Raw genomic sequence first — 16100 nt, forward strand, 5'->3', positions numbered from 1 at the left:
AAATAGTTTAAAATATTCATGCGTTTGTCGTGTTCCAGTCTTGAAAAATAAGTGAAAAATTGGTATCATATAATATAAAATTAAAAGAATAAATATAGATATTTATGATACAATGTAAAAAAAGGGGATGGGACGAGAATATAGTATGAATAAAAGGGAAATTGGGTTTAAGTATGAGAATGTGGCGAAGGAATATTTGATTTTGCAAGGGCTTACGTTTGTTGAGAGTAATTTTTATACTAGGTTTGGGGAGATTGACTTGATTTTTTTTGAAAAGAAGAGTCAGACGCTGGTGTTTGTGGAGGTCAAATATCGGAAGAATGATTTTTTTGGATCGGCGATTGAGATGGTGACGGAGGAGAAGCAGAATAAGATTCTTGCGAGTTCACAAATTTATCTTTTAAAAAAGGAATGGGATAAAAATGTAAGGTATGATATTGTTGGAGTAAGTCGTGGCTCTAGCAGTATTGAGTGGTTAAAAAATGCGTTTTGAGGTGATTGTATGAGAAATGATGAGAAATGTTGCAAATGTGGAGAAGAAATGTTTGAAATGAAAAAGGTGGCAATTCCTACAAAAAAAGTTGCTGGAACACAGATTGCCATTGATACATTTTATTTGAAAATATGTAAAAATTGCGGATATACAGAGATGTACTCAACTAAAATAGTTCAAAAGGTTGAGGATCCTGTTGAAGGATATTAAATTTTTTAAGGAAATAATATTTAATTTTAAAGGAATTTTATTTAGAAACCAGGATATAATTTCAGGGGTGGAATTAGTTGAGTACGGTATTGTATCGAAAGATACGAAAAATATTCTGAAAAGTTTGAAAAAATTGCGAAAATTAAATAATATTTATTATGTATGGGATTACAATAAGGAGTTTAAGAGGTTAATTTATTCTTATAAATATAACCATAGAAAAATTATGGCAAAGTTGATTGCCGAATTGATAAAGGAAGAATTTTATTATGTCTTGAAACGTGAAAAGATAGATATTGTCGTGAGTGTACCTGTCAGCAGGAAAAGAAAGAATGAAAGAGGGTATAATCAGGTTGATGAGATTTTGAACTGTCTAAAAGTGAATTATGTTCGGATTGAGAGGGTAAAAAATACTAAAAAGATGGCTGAAATTTTGGACGAAGAAGAAAGAAACAGGAATATTGAGGGAGCTTTTAGAATTTCTCAGAATATTGATTTGAGCAATAAAAAAATTTTGATACTTGATGATATTGTAACGACAGGAGCGACACTTCGGGAAATAAAAAATAGCATTTTAAGGCAATTTGATAATAAAGATAAAAAAAATGGAAATAATATAAAAATTACCGTTTTTTGTCTGGCTGCGGCTAGGGAGATTAAGGTAAATAGAGGAGAAATATGAGTTTTAAATTAAAAATGAAAGTTTTATTGTTTTTGGTAAGTTCAGTTGTTTCATTTTCTGCACAAAATGAAAATTTTCAAATGAATATTAAAAATAATGATATAAACAATCGTGAAGATTATTTGATTAGTGCAGTAAAAAGAAAAAATAAGAATAAACAGGAAAATATTGAAAATTCAGAGAATAATGAAACAGGGCAAAATGAGGAAAATTCAACAGAATCATTGAAATATAGCCAAAGAAATGATGGAGTTATCGACTTGAATTCATTAGTCCATAGGGAAGATTCTGAATTCAGGGTACTTAATGGAAATAATGTAAAGATTATGTTAAGAACGAAAAATAACGATGTTTATTCTGCGGAAGTTGTCTACAATGGCGGGAAAAAAATGATGCGTGGAATTGGAAATTATGGTGGTAATGAAATTTTTATGGCTGAAATTCCGAGCAATGTGTCAAGTTATTATTTTGTATTAACTGATGACAAGACTAAATATTATATGGGAAGAAATATCACAAAAAATCCTGTAAATGTAGAGAAATTTGAATATTCACGTTCTACAAAATTAACAACAATTCCAGAATGGGCTAGAGGCTCAGTTGGATATCAGATTTATATTGATTCATTTAGAAATGGCGATGTGGATAATGATGCGATTTTTAATGAATTTGGGACAGATGACTTTTCAGAGCCTACTGGAGAAATTCGTTCAGGAACATCTAAAAAAGACTTAGTACTGGCATATTGGGGTGGAAATGAAAAACCGCAGTTTTCATTGAATGAATGGAACAGTAACTATGAGGAAAAAAATGAATGGGAAGAAAATACGCTAAATGACGTGCAGAACTACACACGTTACTATGGTGGGGATTTACAGGGAATAATTGATAAACTTGACTACATCAAAAATCTTGGTGTGGAATACATAATTTTATCATCGCCATTTTATTCGCTTTCAAACCATAAATATGATACGATTTATTTTAATCATGTGGATCCGTATTTTGGCTACATTGAGCAGACTGGAACATCAAAAGGGCTTGATATAAAGGCAAAAGTTCATAATAACAATGGAGATAAGGAGTTAAACTTGCTTATTTTCAATCCTGAAACGGATAAAAATTTACTTGATGAGGATTTATTGAATGTGAAAAGCTGGATTTGGACAGATTCTGATTTACAATTGGCAAGCCTTGTAAAACAGGCTCACCAGAAAGGTCTGAAAGTAGTTCTGGAAGTGGCTCCTGATACAACATCGAGCAGATTTTTTGCTAGAAATAATAAAGAATTTTCCAACTGGTATTTAAAGGATACTGTACTTGACTTAAAAAATCCGCAAGTTAGAAATTATATTGAAAATGCAATGAAAAAATGGATTTTAGGGCCTGATGAGACTTTTAAGAAAGATGTATATGATGACGGAATTGACGGAATAAGATATGTTTATTACGACAACGAGAATAAAGAATATCTTGCACAAATTACAGAAAATTTGAAAAAATATAAACCTGACTTGCTAATTACAGGAGAGGTTTCAAACAGTATTACAAAAGATGTTGAAGATGGAATTTATGACAGTGGAGCAGACTATAATATTGTCAATAATATTATAAAATATACTGTAAATACTAATCCAAATTACCGAATCAACGGCGTAGAATTTGCAACAAAATTAAATGAAATTTATAACAGATATTCAAGCAATCGTTTTAATATGACACAAGTTTTTATTGGGTCACTTGATACAGATAGAATCTTTAGTGGAATGATAAATCCGAATAGAGTTTATGATAGAAATAATCAATCGGATCAAGGATATTTGAATATTCGTCCTGATTTATATGACGGAACAGCTGTAAGTAAGCTGAAAAGAGTCGTTGCAATGCAAATGATGCTGCCTGCGACACCAGTTATATATTATGGTGATGAAAAAGGAATGTGGGGAGCAGATTCGCCACGAAATAGAAAGCCTATGTTGTGGGGAGATTACGCACCATACGATCCTGAGACAGATAGTATAAGTAAATATAAAGACAGACTTAGAAGTTTTCCTAGTGTTGTGGAAGTAAACGAAGTTCAAAAATGGATTTCGTATCCTGTAAATAGCAATGCAGATATAGAAAATCATTATAAAGCCTTACTAAAAGTCAGAAAAGAACATAAAAATTTATTTAAAAATGGTAAATTAAGAATCCTTGAAGTTTACAGTGATCCCAAAACACGAGGTCGTATTGATTCAGAAATATCAGATTATTTAACTGATCAGAATAGACGGGCAAAATTGTACCAAGGGCGTGATTTTACACCAGCAAGACCAAATACAGACTTTATTTCCTACGAAATTTCAGCTGGAAATGAATCAATGATTATTGTAGTAAATAACGGAGCAGACGAATACCCATTATCATTGCAAGTACCAAAATTATTTGGATTTTACCGAAATCAGCTAAATTTAAAGGAAAATTACGCAATTTCTGATAAAAAAATTCAAATTGACGTAAAACCTTATGAAGTCAAAGTTTTATATAGTAATGCAAAAAATATGTTTGATTCATTTAGACAAAATAAAAATTAAAAATACGGGGGCAAGTCCCCCTTTTTAAAACAGAAATTATAAAATGATAGAAAAAGGAATAGATAAAATGATACAAAATTCTAAAATAGGAACGTTGGAAGTTGTTACTGGAAGCATGTTTTCAGGAAAAAGCGAGGAACTTATAAGAAGGCTTAGAAGGGCTGAGTATGCGAAGCAGAAAATTGTAGCATTTAAACATGCTATTGATAACAGATATGGGGAAGAGGGAGTATTTTCACATGGGAATGACAGTTTTAGGGCTTATCCCGTGAGTGATGTTTCTCAAATGGAAGAAATTATGGAAAAAAATGTTGATGCGGAAGTAATTGGAATTGATGAGGTGCAGTTTTTTGGAGAAAAAATAGTTGAGTTTTGTAAGAAGTATGTGGAATATGGGAAAAGAGTGATTGTCGCAGGGCTTGATATGAGCTTTAGGGCAGAGCCTTACGAGCCAGTGCCAGAACTTATGAGTATTGCCGATCAGGTGGATAAGCTTCACGCAATTTGCATGATTTGTGGAAAGCCTGCTTATGCGAGTCAGCGTCTTATAAATGGGGAGCCTGCTTATTATGACGATCCGCTGGTTATGGTTGGCGCAAATGAAAATTATGAGGCAAGATGCCGAAGGCATCATATTGTAAGGCACAGAACTGATAAAAAAGGAAAAATATATTTTATAGTCGGAACGGAAATTAATGTTGGCAAGAAACTTGTTGAAAAAATGTATGAAGAGCAGCTATTTGAAAATAAAAAAGTAACAACAATAGTTATAAAAGGGCAAATGGAGGAAAATGAAAAAAGTGATTTAATAAATTTACGTGAAAAAATAAATTTGGCATTGATTGAAAACGACTATATCTTTGTTAGAATTACTGGCGGACTTTTGTTAAAGTTGGAAGGAAGCTACAGTATTCTGGACTTTATGTGTGAATTTAGAAAAAATTCAGAAGTTATCATTGTTTCAAAAAATAAAAAAGGTGTACTTAACCAGATTTTATTAACAGTGGATTTATTAAAAAAATCGGACTTGAACTTGAAGGAAATTGTCTATAAAAATGGGAGTAGTCACGCTGGGGAAGAAAAGGAAGAAAATGGTGTTATTGAGAAAATATCGAAAATAACGGAAGTTAAATATAGAGAATTGTAAAAAATAATGAGAAAAAAGGAGAAATATGAGCAGTATTTTAGATGAATTAAATGAAGAGCAGAGAAAAGCTGCGGAAAAAATAGAAGGGCCTGTATTGATACTGGCTGGAGCGGGAAGTGGTAAAACACGTACAGTTACTTATAGAATCGCACACATGGTAAAAGAAATAGGGATTTCACCGCTTAATATTCTGGCACTTACTTTTACGAATAAGGCGGCAAGAGAGATGAAGGAAAGGGCTACGGCACTTATTGGACATGAGGCGAATAATCTTGTAGTTTCTACATTTCACTCGTTTTCGGTAAGATTGCTTAAAACTTATTCTGAAAGAATTGGATATGGGAGAAATTTTAATATTTATGATGTGGATGATCAGAAATCGATTATTACAAAGATAAAAAAGGATATGGGAATTAAGGATAATGATGGTGTTCAGCCGGGAAAACTTGCAAATAGAATTAGTAAATTGAAGGAACAGGGGATAGGAATTAAGGAGCTTGAACGTGAAATTGATATGAGAATTCCTGCGAACAGGCTTTTTGGTGAGATTTATCAAAAGTATGATGAAGTTTTGAAGGCAAATAATGCGATGGATTTTTCAGATTTGCTTTTGAATGCGAGAAAATTGCTGGATGATGCTTTTGTTTTGGAAAGAATACAGGAAAGATATCAGTATATTGTGGTGGATGAGTATCAGGATACTAACGATATTCAGTATGAAATGATTAATCTGATTGCAGCAAAATATCGGAATATTTGTGTTGTAGGAGATGAAGATCAGAGTATTTATGCGTTTCGTGGGGCAAATATTAATAACATTTTGAATTTTGAGAGAGATTACAAGGAAGCATTTACGGTAAAACTGGAAAGAAATTACCGTTCTACAAAAAAAATACTGGATACAGCCAACGAGCTTATTAAAAATAATAAAAGCTCAAAAGGGAAAACACTTTGGACAGATGGTTCTGATGGAGAAAAAATCAAGATTTATAATGCAATGACTGTTTATGATGAAGCGGATTTTATTGTGACAGAGATGAAGAAAAAGAAAAGAGACGGTGCCGATTACAAGGATATGACGATTTTGTACAGGACAAATGCACAATCAAGGGTTTTGGAGGAAAAACTACTGTCTGCAAATATTCCTTACAAAATTTATGGCGGGATGCAGTTCTTTCAACGTAAGGAAATAAAGGATATTTTGGCATATTTAAGCCTTTTAAATAATAAAAATGATAATCATAATTTTTATCGTATAATTAATGTTCCAAAACGTTCTGTTGGAGAAAAGACGCTGGAAAAAATACAGGAAGTTGCAAATGAAAAAAATATTTCGATGCTTGAAGCGCTTCATTATATTGATGAAATTCCTGTAAGAGCAGCTACAAAACTTGCATTAAAGGAATTTTACAATTTAATGCAAGGCATTTACTCAAGCCTTGAAGAAATGTCAATTAAGGAAATATTTGATGAAATTCTTATAAGAACACGTTATATTGACTCAATTGAAGACAATAAGGAAGACAGAGTTAGAAATATTGAGGAATTGTTAAACAGTATTACTGAAATTGAAAGGCAAAATCCAAGCATGTCCTTGAATGAATATCTTGATATGATTTCGTTAAGTTCAGCGACTGATGAAATGGAAGAGGATGAAAATTATGTAAAACTTATGACAATTCACAGCTCGAAAGGACTGGAATTTGATTATGTATTTCTTGCAGGAATGGAAGACGGGCTGTTCCCATCAATTTCTTTTGACGCTCCTGAAGAGGAGCTGGAAGAAGAGCGTAGACTTTGTTATGTGGCGATAACTCGTGCTAAAAAAGAACTGTTTATTTCCTATTCTTCATCAAGAAAAATTTGGGGAAAAGATGACAATTTACGTCGTCCATCAAGATTTATCTACGAAATGAAGCAAGATAACCTAGAGTATGTGGGTGGAAAATACGGAAGTTTAAAAGGGCAATCTTCAGCTCCAAGAAGTTTTACACCGAAAATAGAAAACTTTAATCCATTTTCTAAGGACAAACTAGGAACATTTGGTAAAAAATCAGGCTCTCAAACAACTTCAAATGTGAATTCTAAATATAAAGTTGGAGATGTGGTTAATCACAAGAAATTTGGACGTGGAAAAATAAAAAAAATGGATACAAAAAGCATGATTGTGGAATTTATGGTTGGAGAAAAGAAAATAGCGTTAGTGCTGGCAGATAAAATTTTGGAAAAATAAAAAAATCTTATTACAGTAAAAATCTTTTTGTTTAATTCAAAGAGGTTTTACTGTATTTTTTGTATATTTTCAAAGGGAAAAGAGTTATAATTGAATATACAAATAAAAAAATATAGGGAAGGAGAGTATGATTTTTACGTAACTTGCAATTATCATACAAAATAAAAATGAAAAATTTAATACTATCGACAGATTCTTATAAAATTACTCATCCATTTCAATATCCAGCAAATATGACGTATATGCACGATTATATCGAAAGCCGTGGTGGCTTGTACGGATATGTAAAATTTTTTGGACTGCAATATTATTTAATGGAATATTTAACAAAAAAAATTACAAATGAAATGATAGATGAAGCTAAGGAAATTTGCGAATTGCATGGATTGCCATTTTTTGAAGAGGGATGGAGGTATATTGTAGAAAAACTGGATGGGAAATTGCCACTTAGAATTAGAACCGTTCCAGAAGGCAGTGTTGTAAAAAATCATAATGTGCTGGTTACAGTTGAATCAACTGACAAAAATGTGCCTTGGATTGTGGGCTGGGTGGAAACATTGCTGTTAAAAGTATGGTATCCAATTACAGTTGCAACATTTTCATACAAGGCAAAACAGATTATAAAATACTTTTTAAAGGAAACAAGTGATAATGTGGAGTCAGAATTGAAGTTTAAATTGCATGATTTTGGTTATCGTGGTGTTTCCAGCGAGGAAAGTGCCGGAATTGGAGGAATGGCTCATCTTACAAATTTTTATGGAACAGATACCTTAAATGCACTTGTCTTTGCCCGTAAATATTATAATGAAAAAATAGCCGCTTACAGCGTGCCTGCTTCTGAACATAGCACAATGACTTCATGGACTCAGGAATATGAAAAAGAGGCATACGAAAACATGCTTGATAAATTTCCAAAAGGAATTGTTTCAATCGTTCTTGACAGCTATAATTTTTTTAATGCGGTAGAAAATATTATTGGAAAAGAGCTGCGTGAAAAAATATTGGCAAGAGATGGAATGGTTACAATACGTCCAGATAGCGGAGATGCAATTACAAATATTTTATTTGCACTCGAAAGTCTGGAGAAGAATTTTGGGTATACTGTAAACTCCAAAGGATATAAAGTGATTAACAAAGTCCGTATTTTACAAGGTGATGGAATTAATGAAGATACAATCTGGGATATTTATAAATCTTTAAAGGATAATAAGTATTCTGCTGAGAATGTTACTTTGGGCTGCGGAGGATCTCTTTTGCAAGGAAATGAAAAATCTGGCATTAACAGGGATACTCATAAATTTGCCATGAAATGCAGCTGTATAAAAATTGGAAATGAAGTTAGAGATGTTTACAAAAATCCTGTTACAGATAAAGGAAAAGTCAGTAAAAAAGGACGGCTTGACCTGATAAAAAATAAAAATGGAGAATTTGAAACAGTAAATATTTCAGATTTACCTGAAAATCAATATCATGAAGATTCCGTAATGGAATGTGTTTTTGAAAATGGAAAAATTTTAAAAACATATACTTTTGAAGAAGTAAGAAAAAATGAAAGTTTATTGTATAATCCGAGTTTAATTAGAGAAGTATCAAAATAGAAATGATAAAATTAGATAAAAATAGTTTAAATTAAAACTGTAAAAATCATACAATTTAAATTTTTACAAACGATGGATAAAATTACGAAAGAAGGAAAAAATGAAAAAAATATTATTATTAGGAGCAGCTGCAGTAGTTCTGGCTGCCTGTGGAAATAAGCCAAAAACACAAAATGAAACAGGACAGGCAGGACAGAATACAGAATATACACAATATTTGGATACTTTAAAAGCTGATAATAATTTAAAAATTACAATGGGAAAAGTTCCAATAACAATAGTTGGAAAAGAATTAAAAGTTGGCGATAAAATAAAGGAAGTACCTCTAGTAGTGAATACAAAACTGGAAGAAAAAAATATTTTTGAAGATAAAAATATAAAAGTAGTTTATACAGCGCCATCGCTTGACACAAAAGTTTGTTCATTGCAGACAAAACAGTTAAATGAAGCAGCAAAAACTCATACAAATGTGAAATTTTACTCGGTAACAGTTGATACTCCATTTGCACAGGAAAGATTTTGTACTGCCAATGAAATTAATGGATTAAAAGCAGTTTCTGACTTTAAATATCATCAATTTGGTATTCAAAATGGATTTTTCATAAAGGAAAAAGGTCTTTTAACAAGGGCACTTATGATTCTTGATGAAAATAATACTGTAAAATATATTGAATATGTTTCTGAAGAAGGAAAAGAAGCTGATGTTGAGAAAGCATTGAAATTCTTGGAAAATAATCTGATGAAAAAATAGTATAAAACTAAAAAACATATTAATTTAGAATACTATAAGAAAATATTTTTTGACACACAGAAAAAAATATGCTAACATATAGAAAAGTGAATAATTTGGATGAAGGTATGAGGAGAGATTTTGTCTCATTTATAAATTTTGTAAATGTAGAATAAAACACCGAAGAAGTGACTCTTTCAGGTAAAAGGACTCATAGTGGACGAGCCTCTGGAGAGACTGTCTTAAATGATGGCACCGAAGGAGCAAAGGAATTTTTATTCCCTAAACTCTCAGGTAAAAGAACAGAGAATGATACATATAAAATTATGGATTTTATATTTCTTTTTTAATATAAAAGAAATTTTAAGAGGTTGTTTTGACTTTATTTAAGTAAAAGACAGCCTTTTTCTTTGATTTATAATAAAATTTGTATTAAAACGCTTTAAACTTTTCTATCCATTCTAAAATTCAAAAATAAAAAACGAAGGAGAAGGATTTAGATGTTAGAAATTATTAAAAATTTTAATGAATTTTTTTGGGGAGTTATTTTAATTGTTTTGTTAGTTGGAACGGGAGTATTTTATACATTTCGACTAAAATTTATTCAAGTTAGGGAGTTTAAAAGCGGTTTGAAACAGTTGACGAGCGGATTTGACTTGAGCGGAGAAAAGGCGGATAATAACGGGATGTCGTCGTTTCAAGCTTTAGCAACGGCTATTGCGGCGCAAGTTGGAACAGGAAATCTCGCAGGAGCGGCAACAGCGATTGTATCAGGAGGACCAGGTGCAATATTCTGGATGTGGATAAGTGCATTTTTTGGAATGGCAACTATCTATTCAGAAGCTGTATTAAGTCAGATTTTTAAACAGAAAAAAGATGGAGAAATGACAGGAGGTCCAGCCTATTACATTGAAACATTATTTAATGGAGGAAAGGCAGCCAAATTTTTAGCAGGATTTTTTGCAGTTTCGTGCGTGTTATCGTTAGGATTCATGGGAAATGCGGTTCAGGCAAATTCAGTAGGAGATGCTTTTCATAACGCTTTTCATGTTCCGACTATTATAACAGGTATATTTTTGGCAATTTTATCCGGATTTATATTTTTTGGAGGAGTGAAGAGGATTGCTTCGGTTACTGAGAAAATAGTACCTATTATGGCGGTTTTATACGTTGTTATATGTGTGCTTATTATTGGGCTAAATATTGGAAATGCAGGCTTGGCATTTAAGGCAATTTTTGTAAATGCTTTTTCTACAAAGGCTGTTTTAGGTGGATTTTTAGGAATGGGAATAAAAAAAGCAATAAGATTTGGGGTAGCAAGGGGGCTGTTTTCAAATGAGGCTGGAATGGGTTCAACTCCACATGCTCACGCAATTGCAAAGGTTAAAAATCCTGAAGATCAAGGGCACGTTGCAATTGTTACAGTTTTTATTGACACTTTTGTAATTTTGACATTGTCAGCATTAGTAATTTTGATTGCAGACGGAAAAGCAGATGGAACTGGGATTTCATTGACACAGCACGCATTTCACGCAGTATTGGGGCATTTTGGAGTAATATTTGTTGCTATTGCGTTATTCTTTTTCGCTTTTTCTACTATAATTGGATGGTATTTCTTTGGAGAAGCCAATGTGAAATATCTGTTTGGTAAAAAAGCGCTTAATATTTATAGAATTTTAGTAATGATTTGCATAATTGCCGGCTCACTTCAAAAAGTTGATTTAGTGTGGGAACTTGCGGATATGTTTAACGGACTTATGGTAATTCCAAATTTGATAGCATTGATTGGATTGCGTAATCTGGTAGTAGAAGTTACGAAGAAAGATCCGCTATTAAAAGATTAGATAGTTAATAAAAATACTCAAACTGCAAAAATAAAATCTGTAGTCTGAGTATTTTTTATTGTTTAAATCAGTTCAAATTCTGACTGTGCCTTTTCCATTTCAATGTACATTTTGTAATACCGCCCTTTATTTTTCATAAGCTGCTCATGATTTCCGATTTCTTCGATTATTCCGTCGGACATAACGATAATTTTGTCATAATCTTTTATTGTATTGAGTTTATGGGCGATTGTAATTACAGTTTTATTTTTTGTAAGAATATTGAGCGATTTTCTTATTTCGTATTCATTGTCGGCATCAAGGGAAGCTGTGGCTTCATCGACTAGGATAATTGGAGTGTCTTTTAATAAGGCTCTTGCGATTGAAATTCTCTGTTTTTCTCCGCCAGATAAGGTAGAGCCACCTTCTCCGATTACAGTGTCGTATCCATTTTCACTTTCCATTATAAAATCATGACAATTGGCATTTTTAGCCGCATTTATTACCTCTTCCCTTGTAGCCTTTGGTTTTCCAAGTCTTATATTATTTTCAAAAGTGTCATTTACCAAGTAGACATCTTGAAAAATCATGCTTATATTCGTAAGCAGCTCTTCAGGATATATTTTTTGGATATTTATTCCACCAATGGTAATTTCGCCAGACTGGCAGTCCCAGAATCTTGCAATAAGGCTGGTAACGGTTGTCTTTCCAGAACCTGATGAACCGACTAGGGCAGTTTTTGTCCCCTGTTTTGCTTCAAAAGTGATGTTTTTTAGGACAGGAGTATCTTTTTCATAAGAAAAACTTACATTCTGGAATTTTATATCGTAATTTGGTAAAGTAACTTTTTCAAGTTCATAGGAAATTTCCTTTTCATTATGCACATTTATCAGTTTATCTGTGGCAAGTTTCAAGTATTGGATAAAAGTATATTGTGTAGAAAAGGCTTTTAGCACGTTTGAAAGTGAAAGTCCAATAATTATGTATGAAAAAAATTCTACTTTATTAATGGAAGAAGCCATAAAAAGTTGTGTAGACACAAGCAGAAGCAAGGCAAAGGAAATATCCGTAATAAGCTGAAAAATCATAACATAAGGGGCAAGAGCAATTTCAGTTTTTATACTTTCCCTTTTCAAATCATTAAAGCTGTCCTTTAATCTTTTAAATCGTTTCCCAGTCAGATTATATGCTTTAAAAAGTTCCATTCCAGCAATATATTCCACCATCCGTGAAACAACATTATCCATAGTATGCTTCTTTTTCAATGCTATTTTTGCACCTTTTTTCGTTCCCAGAATGACAAATACTAATCCAGTTAGCGAGATTATTAGTTGCAATATGGCAAGTAGGGGAGAAATTGCAAATATAATTAAAAGAAGATAAATTATCAGTATAGATAACTTTATAATTTCTGATGTGCTATGAGTTATAACCTGCTCAAAATCTTGTAAATCATTTGTCATAATATTAATAATATTCCCAATATTGTGACTGTTAAAGTATCCCAAATTCAAGTTTCTCAGATGATCCCCCATCCTGATTCTCAAATCCTGAATAATTTTAGCCCCCTCACTTTGAATCCCGATATATCCGATACGATTTAATATAAATCTGCAAATAATTGCAAAAATCATAATAAAAGTATAGATTATCAACTTTTCCATCGTAAAATTATTATTCATCAAATCAATAATTGTAAAATAAAACATTGCATAGTTCATCATATAAAATATAGCATCTATTGTTAGAAAAAGCATTGGCTTTTTAAGGTTTTTATATTTATTTCCAGCAAGAGTTTTTATATTTCTAATATCGTTAATCATTGTCTGCACCCCCTAAATTTCCTTATTTTCCATTAAATCATTATCGCTATATAAATTCCACAAATGCCAGTATTCTGACTTGTTTTGCAGAAGCTCCTTGTGAGTACCTTGCTCGGTAATACGTCCTTTATTCATTACAACGATATTATCGGCATTTTTTATTGTGTAAAGCCTGTGAGCAATGATAATGGCAGTTTTCCCTTTTAACAAAGTACGTAAAGCCTCCTGAATTTTGGCTTCGTTTTCAATGTCGGAGTAGGAAGTAACTTCGTCTAGCACAATAATTGGGGCATTTTTTAAAATGGCACGAGCTATTGAAATTCTCTGTTTTTCTCCACCGCTTAATTTAATTCCGCCTTCACCAATCACAGTTTCATATTTTTGAGGCAAAGACATTATAAAATCGTGAATTTGTGCCTTTTTTGCCACATTTTCCACTTCTTCCAGCGAATAGTCCTTTCCCATTCTTATATTCTCAAAAATAGTATCGTGAAGCATAAACGTATCCTGAAAAACAAACGAAACATTGTCAGCCAATCCTGTGTAAGCAAAATCCTTAATATCAGTTTCATCAATTGTTATTTTTCCGCTATTTATATCCCAAAATCTTCCAAGCAGAAGTCCTATCGTTGTTTTTCCTGAGCCAGAAGGCCCTACAAGTGCAGTTGAAGTTCCAGCCTTTATTTCCAAGGAAAAATCATTTATAACATTTTTATTTTTATATGCGAAATTTACATTTTTATATTTTATATAACCTGAAAAATTAGAAGGAAAATTTACACTTCCAGATTTTTGCTCCTGTTCCCCATTGATTTCCATAATTTTCCCTAATCCTTTAGTTAATGCGGAAAGATGGTGTGCCAAGTCAAATAATGACTTTAATGAGCTTAAAAAAATTGTACTCATTAAAATAAATAAAATGTACGCAGATACTGAAATTTGATTATAAAACAGCATAAGTCCGCCAACAGGAATAATGAAAAGCAACCCCGAATCAGTCAGACAGAGAAAAATTGAATAAAACGGAACACTTAATTCTGTAAGCTCAATCCAGTAATCCGCATATTCCTGAGTAATATCCCGATAATCCTTGAAGGATTTAGCAGTAAGGTTAAACGCTTTCATAACGTTCATTGCATTTATGTATTCCATAATAGTAGCGTTTAAGTTTGCAAGAAGAGTATAATAATGTTCTACACGACTCCCATAACTTTGAAACATTTTTCCTTGTGCCATTATGCTCAAAATAATTGGAATAAATAAAACAAGTGTCAATTTCCAGTTAAAGTAAATCATAATCCCCAAAAATATTATCGGAGTTACAAGTGCCGATGACAAATCTGGAATCTGATGTGCAATAAAAAGTTCCAATTTTTCTATATCCTCATTAATAATCTTTTTTAGTTTTCCAGACATATTTTTCTTAAAAAATCCCATATTCAGCTTTGACAAATGCTCAATCAAATCAATTCGAATTTTGTACAAAATCGAAAAAGCTGCAATATGTGAAAAAACACCTGATAAAATTTGCATAATTATTTTTACAATTATAAAAAATATCGCAATAAATACACAGAACTTTATTTTCAAATAATCAATATTTGTTTTAAAAAGTTCTAGAACAATCTGATACACAAGAAGATAAGGCACAGCAGACAATATTGTACCGATTATACTGAATATTGCTGAAAAAATCAGCTTTATCCTATGTTTACCAGATAGACTTAGCAAGTATTTCAATTCTTTCATAATAACTCCTCCATTCATTTGTTTATAAAGGACTTTCTTTTAACAGAATTTTACTTGAAAATCATTTTAGTTGAATTAATAAATTTAGAAATGTCGTGATTTTTGGAATAAAAACGATAGTTTCCTCTTTTTTTCTAATTAAGAGAAAAAACTAAAAAATATAATAAAAATTTTTATTAACAAAGAATTACTAAATTTAAATGAAAACCATAATCTAAAGACTGAAGAAAAAAATTAAAATTTTTCAAAAGTATAGATTCCTAGTCTGTTATTAACAATATAGAAGAACGGAATAAATAATTTTTTCCATCCAGGAAGATGCAATTTCATTTCATCGGTAAAATTAATAAGTCCAGTTTGCTTTAATTTTGGATTTAATTTTACAACTTCACTTCCATCCTTTACTCCCCATTTAAAAGTTGCGTTCATATTTTTTAGTACGTCGTGATGTTTTGTCGCTTTTACTGTTCCTTTGTAAAGCAAGTCAAATTGGGCTTCAAAAGAATCAAAACTGTCAGTCAGCATTTCCAAAAACTCTCTAATTTGTTTTTCCTCAAAATACATGAGAACACCTTCTGAAATGATAAGCAGTTTTTTACCATTTAACTTAATTTCCTTAGTCCAGCTCGAATCAAATGCCGATTTTGGAATGTCAGTAACCCTTTCATTAGGCTCAAAAAATAATTTTCTTTCTTCAATCACTTCAGGCAAGTCAAGGTTATACCATCGTATTTTCCCATTGTCAACTCTTAAAAATCGTGTATCAAGACCGCTTCCTATAGAGACAATCACACAATCTGGATATTTTTCCATAAATTTTCTTACTTGATTATCCATGACTTTTGCACGTGACAGAATTCCATAGTATGAAGCCCACGCTTTTTCAAATTTTGAAAAATCATAATTCAGCTGCGAAAAAATCTCGAAAGATTTTTTGTCATTTAAAATTGGATTTCTGCTTTTAGCATCTTTTGCACGTGCATATAAGGTAACAAGCATAGTTTCAGAAACATTGTCAAGTTTTATTCCCATAACA

At 31.8% G+C, this 16100-nt stretch carries 12 protein-coding genes and 1 riboswitch; of the genes, 9 read left to right on the top strand and 3 right to left on the bottom strand.

What is annotated here, in order from left to right; genetic code table 11:
• Positions 1-145 precede the first annotated feature (145 nt).
• From HMPREF1552_RS02690 to HMPREF1552_RS02730, 9 genes are all read left to right on the top strand, one after another.
• A complete protein-coding gene (locus tag HMPREF1552_RS02690) occupies positions 146-493 on the top strand; it encodes a YraN family protein (protein ID WP_039901037.1) in 348 nt (115 codons plus the stop codon).
• A gap of 9 nt (positions 494-502) precedes the next feature.
• The gene (locus HMPREF1552_RS02695) at positions 503-703 is read left to right on the top strand and encodes a zinc ribbon domain-containing protein (protein WP_006804457.1); all 201 of its coding nucleotides are present in this window, start codon (positions 503-505) and stop codon (positions 701-703) included.
• The gene (locus HMPREF1552_RS02700) at positions 690-1385 is read left to right on the top strand and encodes a ComF family protein (RefSeq protein ID WP_021743527.1); all 696 of its coding nucleotides are present in this window, start codon (positions 690-692) and stop codon (positions 1383-1385) included. Before HMPREF1552_RS02695 ends, HMPREF1552_RS02700 begins: the two co-directional genes overlap by 14 nt.
• Positions 1382-3961: an alpha-amylase family glycosyl hydrolase gene (locus HMPREF1552_RS02705; protein WP_021743528.1), complete on the top strand. Its 2580-nt coding sequence runs from the start codon at positions 1382-1384 to the stop codon at positions 3959-3961. Before HMPREF1552_RS02700 ends, HMPREF1552_RS02705 begins: the two co-directional genes overlap by 4 nt.
• Positions 3962-4028: 67 nt before the next feature.
• Positions 4029-5108 (top strand): thymidine kinase, encoded by a 1080-nt coding sequence (locus HMPREF1552_RS12880; RefSeq protein WP_039901045.1) that lies wholly within the window; start codon positions 4029-4031, stop codon positions 5106-5108.
• A gap of 25 nt (positions 5109-5133) precedes the next feature.
• Entirely contained in the window at positions 5134-7341 is a 2208-nt protein-coding gene (locus HMPREF1552_RS02715; RefSeq protein WP_021743530.1) for an ATP-dependent helicase, read from the top strand.
• A 167-nt stretch (positions 7342-7508) separates the two neighbouring features.
• Positions 7509-8939: a nicotinate phosphoribosyltransferase gene (locus tag HMPREF1552_RS02720; protein WP_021743531.1), complete on the top strand. Its 1431-nt coding sequence runs from the start codon at positions 7509-7511 to the stop codon at positions 8937-8939.
• A 100-nt stretch (positions 8940-9039) separates the two neighbouring features.
• Positions 9040-9690, top strand: coding sequence for a thiol peroxidase (gene tpx, locus HMPREF1552_RS02725; RefSeq protein WP_021743532.1), 651 nt, complete (start codon positions 9040-9042; stop codon positions 9688-9690).
• A gap of 197 nt (positions 9691-9887) precedes the next feature.
• A riboswitch (glycine riboswitch) is annotated at positions 9888-9985 on the top strand.
• 184 nt (positions 9986-10169) lie between these two features.
• Positions 10170-11513 (top strand): sodium:alanine symporter family protein, encoded by a 1344-nt coding sequence (locus HMPREF1552_RS02730; RefSeq protein ID WP_021743533.1) that lies wholly within the window; start codon positions 10170-10172, stop codon positions 11511-11513.
• A 62-nt stretch (positions 11514-11575) separates the two neighbouring features.
• Here the strand turns inward: HMPREF1552_RS02730 and HMPREF1552_RS02735 are convergent, their stop codons facing one another.
• The 3 genes from HMPREF1552_RS02735 to HMPREF1552_RS02745 form a co-directional block, all read right to left on the bottom strand.
• Positions 11576-13315: an ABC transporter ATP-binding protein gene (locus tag HMPREF1552_RS02735; RefSeq protein WP_021743534.1), complete on the bottom strand. Its 1740-nt coding sequence runs from the start codon at positions 13313-13315 to the stop codon at positions 11576-11578.
• A gap of 12 nt (positions 13316-13327) precedes the next feature.
• Positions 13328-15064 carry an ABC transporter ATP-binding protein gene (locus tag HMPREF1552_RS02740; RefSeq protein WP_039901039.1) on the bottom strand — a complete coding sequence of 579 codons (1737 nt, stop codon included), beginning with the start codon at positions 15062-15064 and terminating at the stop codon, positions 13328-13330.
• A gap of 234 nt (positions 15065-15298) precedes the next feature.
• The gene (locus HMPREF1552_RS02745) at positions 15299-16096 is read right to left on the bottom strand and encodes a class I SAM-dependent methyltransferase (RefSeq protein WP_039901041.1); all 798 of its coding nucleotides are present in this window, start codon (positions 16094-16096) and stop codon (positions 15299-15301) included.
• Between the last annotated feature and the right edge of the window lie 4 nt (positions 16097-16100).

It is taken from the genome of Leptotrichia sp. oral taxon 879 str. F0557 (assembly GCF_000469385.1).
Classification (GTDB): Bacteria; Fusobacteriota; Fusobacteriia; order Fusobacteriales; family Leptotrichiaceae; genus Leptotrichia; species Leptotrichia mesophila.

What these genes read in the sequence shown, in the direction of transcription:
- HMPREF1552_RS02720 (WP_021743531.1), top strand. Translation starts at nt 7,509, where the DNA reads ATGAAAAATTTAATACTATCGACAGATTCTTATAAAATTACTCATCCA.
- HMPREF1552_RS02690 (WP_039901037.1), top strand. Translation starts at nt 146, where the DNA reads ATGAATAAAAGGGAAATTGGGTTTAAGTATGAGAATGTGGCGAAGGAA.
- HMPREF1552_RS02740 (WP_039901039.1), bottom strand. Translation starts at nt 15,064, where the DNA reads ATGAAAGAATTGAAATACTTGCTAAGTCTATCTGGTAAACATAGGATA.
- HMPREF1552_RS02730 (WP_021743533.1), top strand. Translation starts at nt 10,170, where the DNA reads ATGTTAGAAATTATTAAAAATTTTAATGAATTTTTTTGGGGAGTTATT.
- HMPREF1552_RS02745 (WP_039901041.1), bottom strand. Translation starts at nt 16,096, where the DNA reads ATGGGAATAAAACTTGACAATGTTTCTGAAACTATGCTTGTTACCTTA.
- HMPREF1552_RS02695 (WP_006804457.1), top strand. Translation starts at nt 503, where the DNA reads ATGAGAAATGATGAGAAATGTTGCAAATGTGGAGAAGAAATGTTTGAA.
- HMPREF1552_RS02735 (WP_021743534.1), bottom strand. Translation starts at nt 13,315, where the DNA reads ATGATTAACGATATTAGAAATATAAAAACTCTTGCTGGAAATAAATAT.
- HMPREF1552_RS02705 (WP_021743528.1), top strand. Translation starts at nt 1,382, where the DNA reads ATGAGTTTTAAATTAAAAATGAAAGTTTTATTGTTTTTGGTAAGTTCA.
- HMPREF1552_RS12880 (WP_039901045.1), top strand. Translation starts at nt 4,029, where the DNA reads ATGATACAAAATTCTAAAATAGGAACGTTGGAAGTTGTTACTGGAAGC.
- HMPREF1552_RS02715 (WP_021743530.1), top strand. Translation starts at nt 5,134, where the DNA reads ATGAGCAGTATTTTAGATGAATTAAATGAAGAGCAGAGAAAAGCTGCG.
- tpx (WP_021743532.1), top strand. Translation starts at nt 9,040, where the DNA reads ATGAAAAAAATATTATTATTAGGAGCAGCTGCAGTAGTTCTGGCTGCC.